The following is a 17093-nucleotide window of genomic DNA, read 5'->3' as shown; positions in this document are numbered from 1 at the left end:
CGACGGTCCAATTCCCGAAAATTACCCGCACTTTTTGGAGAAAGCCATGACCTTAAGAACCAACGAAGCACAGCTTGTGGAAATGGCCGTGATGGGGAACGTCAGTCAGCCGAGCCTGCGCTACCCGGGTTACACGCTCGACACGAACGGCGTCGGGCGAGTGCTCCCCGGGATGTCGGGGGTAGTGTATAACGCTCGCGTTGGCGATCCCGCTTTCGGCTGGTCAGGCGATCACGTGGAGCCGGGTGTGTCGATTGCCAACCCGGACTCCGGTGGTGAGTATGCCCTGCACTACCTGACCTGCATCGGCAACCGCGCTGACATAACCTCTGGCCTCGCCAAAGGCGCGGAAGGGATCGTCACCGGCGAGCATGCGCGTCTGCTGGTGGACTTCCCGGCGGAGGCGAACGACCTGCTGTGCGTGGGCGACGCCATCCAGATCACAGCCTACGGGCGCGGCCTGCAGCTCCTCGACTTTCCGCAGATCGAACTGAAGAAGTGCAGCCCGAAACTGATTCATGGTATCCCCATGGAAGTCGTCAACGGCAAGCTGCGCGTGCCCGTCACGATGGAACTGCCGCCCCGCATCATGGGGTCGGGCGCAGAATTGAACTCAGAATACGTCGATCAGGATTTGATGTCCGGCGACCGCGCGTTGATGGCGGAACTCGGCATCGACCAGATGCGCCTCGGCGATCTCGTCGTCATCCCCGACGCCGATCACCGCTGGGGGCGCGGCTACCGCAAAGGCGCGGTGACGATTGCGCTGTGCATCCACGGCGACTCGGTCATGACCGGGCATGGTCCCGGCATCCTCACGCTGATGACGAGCGCCGAACCGTGCATCGAGTGGTACATCGACCCCGCCGCCAATATTGCCAATTACTTGAACATCCGCGAGGTACTATGAGCGTCCGAACCAATGCTGACAAAATTGTGTGTGTCTCGGTCATGGGGCAGATCGCGTCGCCGTCGTTTCCCGGCCTGCCCGCGCAGCCCTATTCGCTCGACTCGCAGGGGCGACCGTACCTGATGCCGGCTTATGGTGGCATCGTGTACAACGTGTCGGTCGGCGATACGGCCTATGGCTGGCTGGCGGATAACGTCCACCCCGGCGTGAGCATCATGCTCAAAGATGATACAGGCAACCGCGGGTTGAACATCCTCGCGTGCGTGGGCAATGCCGCCATCGTCATGACGGGCGATGCCAAAGGCACGCGCGGTGTGGTCACGGGGAAATCCGGACGTTTCTCTGAACACGTCATCATTCATTTTGAGAAAGCGGCGCGCGAGAAAATGGCGATCGGCGACAAGATCGTCATTCGGTCGCAGGGCGTCGGCATGGACCTGCTCGATCACCCCAATGTCATGCTCAAAAGCTGCTCCCCCGAACTGCTCGACAGTCTCGAAGTCACGACCGGGTCGGATGGCCGCTTGAATGTGCCGTGCGTCGCCGTCGTGCCGCCGCATCTGCTCGGCGCGGGCGCTGGCTTGACCAGCGAAGGCGGATCGCTGCACATCCAGAGCACAGACAAAGAAGCCCTTAAGGAAGCGGGTCTCGAAAATCTGCGGCTCGGCGATGTCGTCGCGCTGGCGGACTACGACAGCAGTTGGAATCACGGCTATCTGCGGGGCGCGGTGGGGATCGGTGTGGTCGGGCAGGGCGACAGCCCGCGCAACGGCTATGGCCCCGGCGTCACGCTCATTATGACCAGCGCCAGCGGCGGCATAAATCCCGTCGTCAGCCCCGGCGTCAATTTGCGCGATGTGTTTTCACTGAATAATTAGGAGTGAGATGATGCCCGAAGGCAAATATATCAAGCATATGGCTTTCGCCGTGCGCGACGCCAACGCCGCGCTCAAGACGTATCAGGACTATCTCGGCGTGGGGCACGACGCGCAGGTGCACGATTACCCGAAGTCGCGCAACCGCGTGGCGATCTTCTGGGTTGGCGATGTGGAATACCAATTGTGCCAGTCACTGGACGCGGGTGGACGCTTTGACAAGTGGATCAACGAGCGCGGTTACGAAGGTTTGCACCACATCTGCTATGCCGTGCCGAATATTGATGAAGCGCTGGCTCATGCCCAGGCGCAGGGCGCGACACTGAAGGAATGCAGCGCGTGTAAGGTCAAGGGCAGCCACGTGCATCCCGAGGGGTGGGTCGCATTCCTCGATCAGGAAGCGGGCGGCATTGAACTGGAACTGATGCAGGTCTATACGCCCGAACAATTGGAAGAGTACAAAGCAGTAAAGGGTATTTAGCGATGGGGATTACACTGGTACGTGTCCCCGTCGATGCACTGGAAGACTTCACGTTTCGCGCGTTTGTGGCGATGGGCGTTTCGGAAGACGAGGCCCGCTACTGCACGCGCGGCTTGCTGCAAAGCGAACTGCGCACGCTGCCGGGACAGGGGCAGGGGGTACGCCGTCTGCCCGTTTACCGCGAACGCATCAACAACGGGTGGATCATCCCCGGCGCGCCTTTTGAGATCGTCAAAGAGTCCCCTGCGCTGGCGCTGGTCGATGGACATAACGGACTCGGCTCGGTCGTAGCGCAGAAATCGATGCTGCTGGCGATTGAAAAGGCGAAGATCAGCGGCATTGGTACGGTAGTCGTGCGCAACAGTACGCATTTTGGTTCATCCGCCGTACCCGCGCGGCTCGCCGTCGAACAGGACATGATCGGCGTGGCGATGACCAACGCCGGGCCGGAGATGGCCCCGTGGGGCGCGGCCTCCGGCGTGGTCGGCACGAATCCGTGGGGGATTGCCGCGCCGAGCGGGTCAGGTTTCCCGGTGGTGCTGGATATCGCGCTGACAACGGCGGGCAAAGGCATGATGCAGTGGTATCAGCGCGAGGGCAAGAAGATGCCGTTCGACTGGGCACTGACCCCTGACGGCGAAGAAACCGACGATCCCGCCGCCGCCATGAAGGGCGCGCTGCTCGGGATTGGGCAGTACAAAGGCTACGGTCTGGCGATGCTGACCGATGTGCTCACGGGCGTGTTGGGCGGGGGCGGCTTTGGCCTCGTCCCCTACAGCAACCCGGCGAAGCAGGATGTTTCCCATCTGATGATCGCCATCGACATCAACTGGTTTATGCCCGTTGAGGAGTTCAAGGCGCGCATGGACTCGTTCATCGGGGACATCAAAGCGGCGAAGAAGCGCCCCGGCGTCGACGAAATTCTCGTTCCCGGTGAAATCGATCACCGCCGCGAACAGGACTACCGCCAGAACGGCGCGCGGTTGGACGCGGTGATCTTCGACCAACTGGCGGAACTGGCGAAGAAGCTGAATATCGACTTCCCGTTTGCGCGTGAGGTGGTGTCGGCATGAGCGCAACTCTCGCTCGACCACTCGCGCAGCGGGTGCTCGGTTTGCCTGAACCGACAGAGAACACGGTGATACTGCCCGTCCCCGAAGGCGTGATCGACAAAGCGTATGAAGCGCTGGACGCGGGGCACACGCATTACACCGACCGCCCCGGTATTTTGCCCCTGCGCACGCAGATCGTGAATGCGCTCAACCGCCAGTACGCGCTGGAACTCAACCCGGACGCGGCGACCATCACCTGCGGCGCGACCGAAGCCCGCTTCGTCGCGCTCAAGCAGCTTGCCCCCGCTGGGACGAGCGTTGTGCACGCCGGCAGCGGTGCCGTGTTGACCGCCGCCGCGCAGCTGCTCGGCCTTGACCTGACGACCGATACCTCCGCGCCTGTCAGCCTCGTCTACCTGACCCCAGCGGATGATCCCGCGGTGGTCGCGGTGATCTGCGAACAAGCTGGTGCGAAGAATTGGTGGATCGTATGGGATGTCTCTGCCGGGCTGACCGGGAGCTTTCACCCCGCGCAGCGCGCTGAACTCGCCCCGCAGACGATCAGCGTGGGCAGTTTTTCGGGGGCGCTCCCCGGGTGGCGCGTCGGGTGGATGGCGGGGTCGAAAGCGGCGAACAAACTCCGCGCCTACAAGCAGAGCATGACCATCTGCACGACCAGTGTGTCGCAGTGGGCAGCGCTCGGTCTGGAGGAAGCCTAAATGGCCATTGCGAACCCGAACATTCCCGAAGACGTGCGCGCCGTCGCCGCCGATGGCACACAGCTCCGCTATAAACTGATGGAACTCTCCGCGCTGTACCCGGACGCGATTGCGCTCGGGCGCGGCGACCCGGACCTGGCGACACCCGCACACATTGTCGAGGCGGCGAAAGCGGCCATGCGCGACGGCAAGATGGGCGCGACGCCCATCGCGGGCTTGCCGGAGCTGCGCGAGGCCATTGCCGCCAAACTGCGCGCCGAAAACGGTCTGCCTGTTCGATTCGAGAATGTCATGGTCACGACGGGTGGGCAAGAGGGTTTGTACCTCGTCATGCAAACGCTGCTCGACCCCGGCGACGAAGTGCTGGTGCCCGACCCGCGCTATACCTCATATGATGAGGCGATTGCCAGCGCGGGCGGCAAAATGGTGTTCGTGCCGACGACACACGCAGACGCCTTCAATCTGCGCCCCGAAGCTATCGAAGCGGCGATTACCCCGAAGACCAAAGTTATCTTGATCATCACGCCGAGCAACCCGACGAGCGGGATTGTTACCGAAGACCGCCTGCGCGCCATTGCCGAGATCGCCATCCGCCATAACCTGATCGTGATCTCCGATGAGATCTACGAAAAGTTCCTGTTTGACGGGTGGCAGCACTTCAGCATCGGGTCGCTGCCCGGCATGGCTGAACGCACGATCACGCTCAACGGCTTCTCGAAGACGTATGCGATGACGGGCTTCCGCGTGGGCTATGCCGCCGCACCGCTCAACTTCATTCAGGCGATGACGCGCGTCAAAGCGGCGACCACGGGCGCAGCGGCCTCGATCAGCCAGTGGGCGGCGCTGGCGGCGCAAACGGGCACGCAGGAACCGATCCGTGAATTTCACCGGATCTACGCGGAACGGCGAGCATTGATGATGCGCGGTCTGAACGAACTCGGCCTCGACTACAGCGATCCGCGCGGCGCATTCTTCCTGTGGACGAACAGCTCGTCGACGGGCATTCACGCCACCGAATTGGCCTATCTGCTGCTTAAAGAGGGGCGCGTATTGATCTTCCCCGGTAACGCGTTTGGCGAAAACTGGGGCGGCTACCTGCGCATCAGCGTCTTGCAGTCGACGGATTTGCTGACGGAGGCGCTGGCGCGTATGCGTCCGATCATCGAACGCTACCGGGCGCAGGGATAAACACGCCCATGACGCTCATCGAACTCCTTCAGTCGCTCGTCCGCATTCCCTCGCCCAATCCGCCGGGAGACACCCGCGCGATTGCCGATTTCATCGCTCAGACGATGGCCGCCGTCGGCTGTCAGGTCGTGTCGGTCGCGCCCGACAGCAAACCGGAAGCCGTGAGCGTCATCGCGACGCTCGGCTCGGGCGATCCGGTGATCATGCTGCACGCGCACATCGACACTGTGCCGATTGCCGCCGACGAGGCGGGCCAGTGGAGCGTCGATCCCTACGCGGCGGTCATCAAAGATGGACGTGTGTATGGCAAGGGCAGCGTCGACGACAAAGCCCCGCTTGCTGCCATGATGCAGACGATCCTCAATGCCGCCGCGCGGGACAGCCTGCGCGGGACGCTCGTGCTGGTCGCCGCCGCCGAGGAAGAAGTCGGCGGACGGTTAGGTACGCGCTGGTTAGCCGATAACGGTCATCTGCCCATGTGTGATTTCATTATCGTGGGTGAGCAGACGCATAACCGGGTGGCGACCGCGCACAAAGGCGTGATGCGCGCGACGGTGCGCACGACGGGCAAGTCCGTGCATGCGACCAACCCGGATCGCGGTATCAACGCGATTACGGCGATGGCACGCGCGGTGCTGGCGCTGGAAGCCTATCACCACCAGCTCGCGGAGCGCGTGCATCCGCTGGTCGGCGTGCCCACCTGCAACATCGGCGTGATTCACGGGGGCAGCACGGCGAACGCTGTGCCAGACTCATGTGCGGTCTATCTGGATCGGCGCATGATCCCCGGCGAAGACCCCGCCGCCGTGCAGCGCGAAATGCAGGCCGTGATCGCGGCGGTCGATGTCGCGCCCGCGCAGATCAGCATCGGCGATTGGCTCACCTCCAACTGGTTCGATTCGACCGTGGATAGCCCGCTCGCGCAGACGTTTCTGGCGGTGGTGGGCGAGATTCTTGGGATCGACCCGCAGCCCATCGGCTATTTGCCGGGCAGCGACGCCAAACATCTCACCGGAGCGACGCGTGGCGAAATGATTATCTTTGGCCCTGGCAGTTATGAAGTGGCGCATGCGTTTGACGAATATGTCGACATTGCTGAACTCGAACAGACGCAGCGTATTTTGCAGACCTTTATTGACCGGACACTGTTTCATGGATAATGCCCATGAGATTTGAAACCGTCATCACCAACGGGATGGTTGTCACCGAACGCGGGATCGAAGCCGTTGACATTGCTCTCAACGACGGTCAGATCGCAGCTTTGTTCTCACACGGCACGCCGTTTGAGAGCGCTGAAATCATTGATGCGGCGGGGCAGTACGTCATCCCCGGCGCAATTGACATTCACTTTCACTGCCGCGCCCCGGCCTACCCGGAACGCGGCGATTTTGCGACCGAAACGCGGGCAGCGGCGGCGGGCGGCGTGACCACGATTTTCGAAATGCCGATCTCCAAGCCCTGCTGCGCGACCGGCGATATTTTCCGCGCGCGAAAAGCGCTGGGCGAGGCGAATGCTTACGTGAACTTCGCGCTGTACGGCGCGCCGGGTCTGCTCGACCGGGACGAGATCGCCGACATGGTCGCGGAAGGCGCGATTGCGTGGAAGATCTTCATGACAGGTGCGCCCGCGGGCCGCAATGACGAATTCGAAGGCTTGTGCCTGCCGAGCGTCGATGGGCTGTATCAGGCGATGAAGCTGGTCGCAGAGACCGGGCTGGTCTGCACGGTGCACCCCGAAGACAACGTGCTGCTGGAATGGCACACGGCGCAGCTCAAAGCCGCCAACCGCAATGACATTTTCGCGCATGGTGAATCCCGCCCGCCGCACGTCGAAGCGCTGGCGATTGCGACGCTGCTCACGCTCAATGAGAGCGTCGGCATGAATTTGCACATCGCGCACCTGAGCTCCAAAGAGGCGCTGGAAGTCTTCCGCCGCTTCAAGCGCACAGGTTCAACGGCCAGCGCGGAGACCTGCCCGCACTACTTGTTCTTCACCGAAGAGGACCTCGGGCGGGTTGGCCCGTACGCCAAGATCAACCCGCCGCTGCGTAAGCAGGCGGATGTTGAGGCGCTGTGGGGCGGGTTGCACGATGATACGCTCATGGCCGTCACCACCGATCATTCGCCATTTACAGTCGAAGAGAAGGAACGCGCGCGCACGGACATCTGGCGGACGCCGCCGGGCGCTCCGGGCGTCGAAGAACTGGTGCTCGGGATGATGGACGCCGCGCTGACCGGACGCCTGCCCCTCGAAAAGGCGGTGCGACTGATCAGCACGAACGGCGCGAAACGGTTCGGCATCTACCCGCACAAGGGGACGATTGCCGTGGGCGCAGACGCCGACATTGTCTTGTATGACCCACAGCAGACGACGACCATTTCGCCAGACATGCTCTTCAGTCAGGCGAAGGCGTGCGACAAGCTGTATGAGGGGCGCACGTTTCAGGGCAATGTGCGGCGGACGATCGTCGGCGGCAAAACCGTGTTCGTCGATGGGCAGGTGATCGGCGAACCGGGGTGGGGTAAGTTTGTGCGTCCGGTCGCCGCCAACGTAGACAAAGGATTCTAGTCGATGCGTTATGCAATGGATTTTGGGGAATACTTCCTTTACGACGACGTGACGCAGCATTTGCAGGGTTTGGCGGCGGCGTATCCCGAGTTGAGCAGCCTCGAATCACTGGGTCAAAGCTGGCAGGGGCGCGACGTGTGGGCGATGACTCTCACCAACAGCGCAACGGGCGATCATGCCAGCAAGCCCGGCTTCTACATTGACGCGCACATCCACGCCGAAGAAGTCGCGACCAGCCACACGGCGCTGTACACGATCTGGTATCTGCTGAGTAATTACGGCAGCGATGCGCAGGTGACGTGGCTGCTCGACAACCTGACGTTCTACATCCTGCCACGCATCAACCCCGACGGCGCGGAGATTAGCCTGACGACCGGGCATCACTGGTGCGGCAATGGGCGCTACCTGCCCGGCGACGAACAGACACGCGGCCTGTGTCAGCAGGACATCAACGGCGATGGGCTGATTGTGCAAATGCGTGTCCCCGACCCGGCGGGCGAATGGAAGATTTCGCCGGACGACCCGCGCCTGATGATTCTGCGCGAACCGGGCGAGGTCGGCGGGGAGTATTACCGCCTGTTACGCGAGGGCTTGATCAAAGGCGATTGGGACGGCGTCAGCATCGAGATCGAGAAGCCGCGCGATGGGAACATGAACCGCAATTTCCCGGCGGGCTGGATCTCCGGCAAGCTGCAATATGGCGCGGGCGAGTACGCGCTCGACGAACCGGAAGCGCTGGCGACGGCCAAGTTCATCCTCGACCACCCGAACATCACCGGGATGCAGTGCTACCATACGCACGGCGGTCTGCATTTGCGCCCATCGCTGGTCGCGCCGGACAACACCATCCCGCGCTTCGATCTCGCTGTGTACAAGACGATTGGCGCGATGGCGACTTCGATCACGGGCTACCCGACGATTTCAGTCTATGAAGAGTTCACGCCCGACCCGAGCGAACCGCGCACCGGGTCGATCATGCAGTGGACGTATGACGAAATGGGCATCATCACGTTTTCGACTGAGCTGTGGAATCCCGAATTGGCCGCGGGCATCGCCGACCCCGCCAAGTATCAGGTGCGCGCGCGTTCGACCGAAGACGAACTCAAGCTGCTGAAGTACAACGACGAACATCTCGGCGGCAAAGGCTTTGTCGAGTGGCAATCGTTCGATCACCCGCAGTTAGGGCAGATCGAGATCGGCGGGTGGACGCACATGTACACCTTCCGCAACCCGCCGCCGCGCTCGTTCGCCGTGACCGAGAAGGCGCGCGGCTTCCTACACGAGACGATCCACAACAACTGTCTATTCACGCTGCGGCATGCGGCGTGCGCGCCGCTGCTGCGCATCCAGAGTGTTGAAGCGCAGGCCTTGGGCGCGGATTTGTATAAAGTCACGGCCATCGTCAAGAACGAAGGCTACCTGCCCACGCACCTGACGCAGATCGCGCTCAAGAACCATTTCGCGGGCAGCGTCAGCGTGGCGTTGACCGGCGACGCCGAAGTGCTCATGGGCGAACCAACGCAGGATCTCGGCCATCTGGCGGGGCGCGACGAACGCAAAGCGCCGTGGTCGCCGTGGATGCGCCAGTGGTCACAGACGGCGAAGAAAGCCGAATGGCTGGTGCGCGCTCCAGTGGGCACGACGGTCACGATCAGCGCGGCGGCGCAGCGGGCGGGCACGCACACCCATGAGGTAACACTGCCATGAAAGGCTTGAGCGAGAGCTTTTACCGCGGCAAAGTCGCGCAGATTCAGGCGTCGCTGGAGGCTGAAGGTCTCGACGGTGTGCTGCTGCTCGACGTGTATAACGTGATCTACGCGTCCGGCTTCTTCCACACGCCGAGTGAGCGCCCGATGGGGCTGCTGATTCGCAAAAGTGCCGATCCGGTGCTGCTCGTGCCGCTGCTCGAACAGGAAAACGCCGCGTCCACGTGGATCGGCGACATCCGCACGTATTTCGAGTACCCCGGCGAAGAACATGCCGTCGAATGGATGATCCGCGAGGCAGGCTGCCAGCGTTTGGGGCTGGATCGCTTTCCGCAGGACCTGGATCGCGCGCTGCCTGCGGGCGTGACCCGTTCGCGACTAGTCGACAAACTGCGCTGGGTGAAAGACCCCGCCGAGATCGAACTGGTCGAACTGGCGGCGCGCTATGCCGATTACTGCCTTGAGCAGGTGCGCGACTATTCATCCGACATCATCCGCGGCGGCGGTACCGAACTCGACATCCTCGCCATGTGCCTGAAGAACACCCGCGCGAAGATGCAGGCCGAAGTGGGCGAAATCTTCAACCTGTACGGCGGCTCAGTCGTCGGCACGGTGCACAGCGGCGAACGCGCGGCGCTCCCGCATGGTTCGCCGATGCACCGACCACCCCAGCGCGGCGAAACGCTGATCGCGGGGATTGGCGCGATGGTCGGCGGCTATCACGCGGAGAGCGGCGCGACGTTCATCGTCGGCGAACCCGTCGGCGATCAAATGCGCTGCCTGCAGGCGGCACGTGACTGCGACGCCGCCGGGGTCGATACGCTGCGCCCGGGTAATACCTGCGCGCAGGTCAACACCGCGGCGCTCAACGTGCTCAAGGAATATGGTCTGGGGGACGCGATCCGGCATCGCATTGGTCACGGCATGGGCTTGCAAGGGCACGAAGCCCCGTGGCTCGCCCCCGGCGACGAGACGCCGCTCGTGCCGAAGATGGTCTTTTCCAACGAGCCGGGGATTTACCGCCCCGGCATCGATGGTTACCGCACGATCAACACCATGATTGTCACCGACGGCGCGGCCAGCGTGCCGAGCCGCTTTTTAGCCGAAAATCCGCCGGAAACCCGGATACTGACGCTTTAGAAAGGAACGTACTCATGCCCGAACCAGCAGCCTGGCGGTATCAGAAAATCATTCGTCCCATGTTCGATTTGCCCGTGGTGCGCCGCGTGTTCGTCAACGCGCGCGTGCTGACGATGGTGGGTGATCAGGTCATCGAATCCGGGTTTGTCGAAATTGAGAATGGCAAAATCAAGGCGGTCGGCGCGATGAGCGACCTCGGCAGCACCGACGCCCAACAAATCGACTGCACGGGAATGACGATCATGCCGGGCATGATCAACTCGCACGCGCACCTCGCGTGGGACGGCGTGCACGACCTCGCGCGCCAGTCGATGGACGATGCAGTCGAAATCAGCGCTTACAAGTCGGCGTCGAACATGCTCAAGAATCTGCGGGCAGGCGTCACGCTCGTGCGTGATCTCGGCATGAATAAGGCCAACTTCTTCGCCAAGCAGGCGATTGAACAGGGGATCTTCCCCGGCCCGCGTTTGCTGATCTGCGGCGAAGCGATCATCCAGACGGGTGGGCACACCTATTGGTGCTGCCGCGAAGCCAGCGGCGCGGACGAAATGCGCCGTGCGGTGCGCGAACAGGTGCGCGGCGGCGCGGATCTCATCAAGATCATGGCATGCCACGACACGCTGGAATTCACGGACGCCGAATTGGAAGCGGTCATCGACGAGTCGCACCGCAACGGCCTCCCGATCACGGCGCACGCCACCTATAACGACTGCATCAACCGCGTCGCGCAGTTCGGCGTGGACTGCGTGGAGCACGGCGGTTCGATGACCGACGACACGATTCAAATCCTAGTCGACAAGAAAATTCCGATTGTGACGACCTTCGCGCCGCTGGTCATGCAGGCCAATGAAGAAGTCGCGCGCAAGTTCAACATTCCGGAATGGAAGATCGAAGAGCGCAAGAAGGCGGTTGCCAATCCGTCCCGCTACACGGGTTTGGTCAATGCGGCGAAGGCGGGCGTGCCGATTGCCTTTGGCACGGACGCGGGCAGCCCGGCGGTCGGTCACGAAATCGTCGCGCCGGAACTCAAATTCATGGTGAAAATTGGCGTGGTGACGGATAATTACGCGGCACTGCGCAGCGCAACCATCGTCGCCGCCCGCATCAGCCAGCTGGACAGCAAGATCGGCACGCTGGAAGCGGGCAAAGACGCCGACCTGATCGTGATCGACGGCAATCCGTTGGCGGATCTCGATGCGCTGGAACGCGTGCAAGCGACCTACATTGCCGGCAAGCAGATGATCGGCGTCGGCAACTAAAGCACACATAGGCGATTCATGCTCAAATTGTTGGCAGAGCGGCGCGGCACGCTCTGGTTTTTGCTGTACGGTTCGATCTTCCACATCGGCTTATTTGGCATTGCCGATGTGATCCTCAACTTCTATTTCGTCAGCCTGGGCTACGACACGCAGACCATCAGTGCGTTACAGTCGTTGTCCCGGCTGGCGGGCTTCGTGACCAGCCTCCCCATCAGTCTGATCGCCAATCGCATTGGCAGCCGCCGCACGATTGCGCTGGCGAACTACGGCATCCTGATCGCCATGCTGCTGCCAATTCTCGTGCCGCAGTTGGCGATGGTCGCGTTCAGCCGCTTCTTGCTCGGCTTTGTGTACGGCGCGCAGCAGATCGCGTCGGCGCCGCTCATGATGACGCTCGTCCCCAAGGACGAACGCACGCGCTTTTTCGCGTATAACAACGTGATGACGCTGGCGGCGGCCTCGCTCGGCAACCTGATCGGCGGGCACATTCCGGCATGGATCGATCCGCTCCAACCGCAGTCGACGCACGCGTACGGCGTCACACTGCTGATTGCCACCGCGATCACGGCGCTGTGCATCATCCCTTTCAGCCTCATCCGTACGGACGCGATCCCGGCTCGGCGGGTAGCCCCGCTCTCCGGAACCGAACAGCGGCGAACGTGGGGTTATCTCGCGTTCTTGTCGCTGCCCATGCTGCTGTTCGGCTTTTCCGGTGGGCTGACCTTCCCGTTCTACAACCTGTTCTTTCGCACGCAGTTTAACCTGTCGGATGACATGGTTGGGACGGTGATCAGCATCGGCTGGATGGGCATGGCGCTGATTCCGGCGTTCAACCCGTTCTGGGAACGGCAGTTCGGGCGGGCGCGCGCGCTGGCGATCACGATGGCGGTGGCCTCGGTCGGCTTCTTCGTGCTCGGTCTGGCGGCGGCGCTGCCCTTGGCGGTGGTCGCATTCTTCATCGGGATCGGTTTTCGCAATGTCAACCAACCGCTCTACCAGCCGCTGCTCTTGGACAGCCTGCCGACGGAACTGCACAATAACGCCATCGGCGTGAGTATTTTGCTGTGGAATATCGGCTGGTTCACGTCGACCGCGCTGAGCGGCACGCTCCAAGTCACCATCGGCTATGGCGCGATCATGCAGCTCGTCGCCGTGACGGTGCTGCTGACGGGCCTCGGCGTACTGGCAATTTTCCGCAAACCGCGCATGATCCCCTCCATGCAGTCGGCACTAGACTAAAGGACATGACCCCATGACGGGAGCAATCACAGGTATTTTTAACATTCTCGCGACGCCGTTCGATGCGAGTCTGGCGGTCGATGTGGCGAGTCTACGGCGCTTGGTCGAATTCCAGCTCGATAAAGGCGTGTACGGGCTGACGATTCTCGGCGTACTCGGCGAAGCGGCCAAACTCACGGTCGAGGAGCGCCAGCTCGTCATGGAGACGGTGATGAGCACGGTCAACGGGCGTGTTCCGGTCGTCGTCGGCACGAGCCACGCCAAGATCGAAACGTGCATCGAACTGAGCCAGTCGGCGTTCGCCGCCGGGGCGAGCGGCGTGATGATCGCGCCGCCGCGCATGCCGGGCGCGAGCGACGACGACATCATCGCACTGTACAGCCGCGTTGCTGAGCAGGTCAGCGGGGCGATTGTGGTGCAGGACTTCCCCCCGGTCAACGACGTGATCATGTCTGCGCCGATGCTCGCCCGTCTGGCGGAGACCATTCCAAACGCGCGCTACCTCAAGCTGGAAGACCCACCGCTGATGGAGAAGATCGGCGCGATTCGTGCGCTGACCGACCAGTTTGAGATTTTCGGCGGACTGGGCGGCATGTTCCTGCTCGAAGAACTGCGGCGCGGCGCATCCGGCACAATGACCGGTTTCGCCTTCAGCGAAGTGCTGGTCGCGGTGTATGAGGCGTTCAAGGCTGGGCGCATGGCCGAGGCCGAAGCGATCTTCGACCGCTATCTGCCGCTCATCCGCTACGAGAACCAGCCGATCATCAACCTGACGATTCGCAAGGAAATGCTTTACCGCCGGGGCGCGATTGCGCATCCGCGCTGCGTTCGCCGTTCACGCCCGTCTCGCCGGGGACATTGGATGAGATCGGGTGGGTGTTTGCGCGCGTCGGCATCAGCGACCCGACGCAAAAGATTGTGTTGTAACGTAGGTCATCAATCAGCCTACTGGGTGTTTACCCCTCACCCCCGACCCCTCTCCCACGCAAGCGGGGAGAGGGGAGAGATTGCGAACGCTGTTTGCTCCCCTCCCTGAATTCGGGGAGGGGTTGGGGGTGGGGTCAGAGCGGGCAGGCAAGGAGTTGAATCATGGACTTGGGACTCAAGGGCAAAGTGGCGCTGGTCTCCGGCGCGAGCAAAGGGTTAGGGTACGGCGTGGCGCGGGCGCTGGCGGCCGATGGCGCGCGCGTGTCGATTTGCAGTCGCGATCAGGCGAGCGTCGATGCGGCGGTGGAGAAGCTGCGCGCGGAAACAGGCGCGGACGTGATCGGGTTTGTGGCGGACGTGGCGAAAGCCGCCGACGTGCAGGCGTGGATTGACGGTTCGGTCGCGCAGTTTGGCAAAGTCGATGCGCTGCTGGTCAACGCGGGTGGCCCTCCCGGCGGGCTGTTCAAGGACATCAGCGATGCGCAGTGGCAGGGCGCATTTGACCTGACGGTGATGAGCGCCGTCCGGATGATCCGCACCGCCATTCCGCACCTGAACGCGGGCGCGGCGATCCTCACGATCACCTCGTCGTCGGTGCAGGAGCCGATTGAGCGCCTCGTGCTGTCCACGGCGATGCGCATGGCGGTAGTCGGCATCGTCAAGACGCTGGCGGATGAACTGGCAAGCAGCGGCATCCGCGTCAACAACATCATCCCCGGGCGCATTGATACGGATCGCGTCGCGCAGCTCGATCAAGCGGCGGCGACGCGCGGGGGCATCACGTTTGAAGAAGCGCGGGCGCGCAGCCTGACCAAGATTCCGTTCGGGCGGCTGGGCAGCATTGACGAGTTCGGGAGCGCGGCGGCCTATCTGCTGTCGCCCGCGGCGTCGTACATCACCGGGGCGAGCCTCCGCGTCGACGGCGGCATGATGCGTTCAGTGTAAAGAAGCTATGAGTTTACAGTTATCAGTTCACAGTAAGTACAGGATGGTGAGTAATCGTGGAAGGTAGGGGCAAGGTACGAATGTGTTGAAAACCCTCACCAACCCTCCCCGCAGCGGGGAGAGGGGAGGAACGCGCTCCCTGAATTCGGGGAGGGGTCGGGGGTGGGGTCGGAATCTGACCTTTTCCAACACGCTTATGCCTGCTCCCACCTACCAGTGTGCCACAGCGATAGCTTTCACTGTGAACTGTGAACTGTCAACTGATCACTCCAAAGGACAAACAATGACGGCTTACCAGATTTTTCTCACCCATATTGCCGAGTTGAGCGACATCCTCAACGCGATTTCGATCCTCAAATGGGATGCGCGCACGCAGATGCCGCCCGGCGGCGCGGAGACGCGTGGCTATCAACTGGCGACGCTCACGCGCGTGGCACAGGAACACTTCGTCAGCGACCAGACCGCGCGCTTGCTCGACGCGGCGGAACGCGAACTCGCGGGCGCAGATCCCGACTCGTATCCCGTGCGCGCCGTGCAGCAGACGCGCCAGTACTTCGACATCATTCGGCGCATTCCGCTTGATCTCGTGAGCGATAAGGCTGCGCTCGAACCGGTCAGCGAAGGCGTGTGGGCGGCGGCGAAGCAGAACAACGACTTCGCCAGCTTCGCGCCGTACCTGCAGAAGCAACTCGATCTGGCGAAGCGGCAGGCAGACGCGGTCGGCTATCAGGATCACCCGTTCGATGCGCTGGTCTTCGAGTACGAGCCGAGCATGAATGCGGCCAAGCTCCGCACGTTGTTCAACGCTTTGAAGGCTGGCTTACTGCCGCTGCTCGGCAAAATCGTCGCGAATGACAAGCCGCTGGAACGCGACCTCTGGCAGCACGACTACCCGGTCGATAAGCAGAAGATTTTCGCGCTGGAAGTCGCGCAGCAGTTCGGCTATGACCTGAACCGAGGGCGCTTGGATATCGCGCCGCATCCGTTCGAAATCTCGTTCACGCGGCAGGATGTGCGCATCACCACGCGCTACAACGCGAAGTATCTGCCGATGGCACTCTACGGCACGCTGCACGAGACCGGGCACGCGCTCTATGAACAGGGCGTCGATCCGGAACTGACGCGCACTCCGCTCACCATCGACTTTCTGGGTAAGTACCCGGTCGGCGGGACGAGCTATGGTGCGCACGAATCGCAGTCGCGTCTGTGGGAAAATCAAATCGGGCGCAGTCGCGAATTCTGGGAAGTCCACTTTGAACGTCTGCGCGAAATTTTCCCCGAACAGATGGCGGGCGCGACCCCTGACCTGCTGTATCGCTCGGTCAACCGGGTGCGCCCCAGTTTGATCCGCGTGGAAGCCGACGAAGTCACCTACAACCTGCACATCATGCTGCGCGTGGAGATCGAACTCGGCCTGCTGGAAGGCAGCATTCAGGTTAAGGATCTGCCGGAAGTTTGGAACGCCAAGATGCAGGAATATCTCGGCGTGACGCCACCCAATGATTCGAAGGGCGTGCTGCAGGATATTCATTGGTCGGGCGGCGGCTTCGGCTCGTTCCCCGGCTACACGGTCGGTAACGTGATGTCGGCGCAGTTCCTCGCGGCGGCACAGCGCGACACGCCCGGCTTGGACGCGGCATTGGCGAGCGGCAATTATCAGCCGCTGCTCGGCTGGCTGACCGAGAACATTTATCGTCACGGGCGCGCGTATTCGGCGAGTGAACTGCTCGTGCGCAGCACCGGGCACGATCTGACGGTTGAGCCGTATCTCGCCTATCTCACGGCCAAATTCACGGATTTGTATAAGCTGTAAATTGGTCTCAGAGTGTCAGTTCGGTGTGAGCCCTCAAACATGAGGGCTCGCACCGCCCATGAGCGCCTACTCTATCCTAGAGGTACCAGGGAAATGGCCTGGCTTCATAGTGATGGAGAGTCAGCCACCCCTAAATCTGGGGGAAATGGGACTCGACTAATGACACGGACTATGTTATAGTTATTGAGCAATGTGGAAAAGAAAGACAGTTGAGTCTTCGCCACATCGGTGCTGTGGTTAGGCACCCATCATGCCTCAAAAGAGAAATCA

15 protein-coding genes are annotated in these 17093 nt (G+C 62.0%); all 15 read left to right on the top strand.

Annotated features, from left to right (window positions below):
* Positions 1 to 46 precede the first annotated feature (46 nt).
* Positions 47 to 910, top strand: coding sequence for a DUF4438 domain-containing protein (locus IPK17_RS27890; RefSeq protein WP_343420970.1), 864 nt, complete (start codon positions 47 to 49; stop codon positions 908 to 910).
* Complete coding sequence (locus IPK17_RS27885; protein WP_343420969.1) at positions 907 to 1788, top strand: DUF4438 family protein; 882 nt, start codon at positions 907 to 909, stop codon at positions 1786 to 1788. Before IPK17_RS27890 ends, IPK17_RS27885 begins: the two co-directional genes overlap by 4 nt.
* Positions 1789 to 1795: 7 nt before the next feature.
* Positions 1796 to 2266: a VOC family protein gene (locus IPK17_RS27880; protein WP_343420968.1), complete on the top strand. Its 471-nt coding sequence runs from the start codon at positions 1796 to 1798 to the stop codon at positions 2264 to 2266.
* A 2-nt stretch (positions 2267 to 2268) separates the two neighbouring features.
* The gene (locus IPK17_RS27875; protein ID WP_343420967.1) at positions 2269 to 3339 is read left to right on the top strand and encodes an Ldh family oxidoreductase; all 1071 of its coding nucleotides are present in this window, start codon (positions 2269 to 2271) and stop codon (positions 3337 to 3339) included.
* Complete coding sequence (locus IPK17_RS27870; RefSeq protein WP_343420966.1) at positions 3336 to 4037, top strand: pyridoxal phosphate-dependent aminotransferase family protein; 702 nt, start codon at positions 3336 to 3338, stop codon at positions 4035 to 4037. Before IPK17_RS27875 ends, IPK17_RS27870 begins: the two co-directional genes overlap by 4 nt.
* The gene (locus tag IPK17_RS27865; RefSeq protein ID WP_343420965.1) at positions 4038 to 5225 is read left to right on the top strand and encodes a pyridoxal phosphate-dependent aminotransferase; all 1188 of its coding nucleotides are present in this window, start codon (positions 4038 to 4040) and stop codon (positions 5223 to 5225) included.
* 8 nt (positions 5226 to 5233) lie between these two features.
* The gene (locus IPK17_RS27860; RefSeq protein ID WP_343420964.1) at positions 5234 to 6385 is read left to right on the top strand and encodes a M20 family metallopeptidase; all 1152 of its coding nucleotides are present in this window, start codon (positions 5234 to 5236) and stop codon (positions 6383 to 6385) included.
* Between the two features lie 5 nt (positions 6386 to 6390).
* Entirely contained in the window at positions 6391 to 7794 is a 1404-nt protein-coding gene (locus IPK17_RS27855) for a dihydroorotase (protein ID WP_343420963.1), read from the top strand.
* Between the two features lie 3 nt (positions 7795 to 7797).
* On the top strand, positions 7798 to 9501 hold the full coding sequence (locus IPK17_RS27850; protein WP_343420962.1) for a M14 family metallopeptidase: 1704 nt from the start codon (positions 7798 to 7800) through the stop codon (positions 9499 to 9501).
* Positions 9498 to 10640 (top strand): M24 family metallopeptidase, encoded by a 1143-nt coding sequence (locus IPK17_RS27845; protein ID WP_343420961.1) that lies wholly within the window; start codon positions 9498 to 9500, stop codon positions 10638 to 10640. Before IPK17_RS27850 ends, IPK17_RS27845 begins: the two co-directional genes overlap by 4 nt.
* Before the next feature lie 14 nt (positions 10641 to 10654).
* Complete coding sequence (locus IPK17_RS27840; protein ID WP_343420960.1) at positions 10655 to 11899, top strand: amidohydrolase family protein; 1245 nt, start codon at positions 10655 to 10657, stop codon at positions 11897 to 11899.
* Positions 11900 to 11917: 18 nt separating this feature from the next.
* Complete coding sequence (locus IPK17_RS27835) at positions 11918 to 13138, top strand: MFS transporter (RefSeq protein ID WP_343420959.1); 1221 nt, start codon at positions 11918 to 11920, stop codon at positions 13136 to 13138.
* 13 nt (positions 13139 to 13151) lie between these two features.
* A complete protein-coding gene (locus IPK17_RS27830; RefSeq protein WP_343420958.1) occupies positions 13152 to 14174 on the top strand; it encodes a dihydrodipicolinate synthase family protein in 1023 nt (340 codons plus the stop codon).
* 53 nt (positions 14175 to 14227) lie between these two features.
* Positions 14228 to 15010 carry an SDR family oxidoreductase gene (locus IPK17_RS27825; RefSeq protein ID WP_343420957.1) on the top strand — a complete coding sequence of 261 codons (783 nt, stop codon included), beginning with the start codon at positions 14228 to 14230 and terminating at the stop codon, positions 15008 to 15010.
* A gap of 283 nt (positions 15011 to 15293) precedes the next feature.
* Positions 15294 to 16823 carry a carboxypeptidase M32 gene (locus IPK17_RS27820; protein WP_343420956.1) on the top strand — a complete coding sequence of 510 codons (1530 nt, stop codon included), beginning with the start codon at positions 15294 to 15296 and terminating at the stop codon, positions 16821 to 16823.
* The last annotated feature ends 270 nt before the right edge of the window (positions 16824 to 17093 follow it).

This window comes from Candidatus Flexifilum breve, from assembly GCF_016713355.1.
The sequence above is the reverse complement of the archived record's forward strand: the minus strand, read 5'-3'. Positions and strand labels throughout refer to the sequence as shown.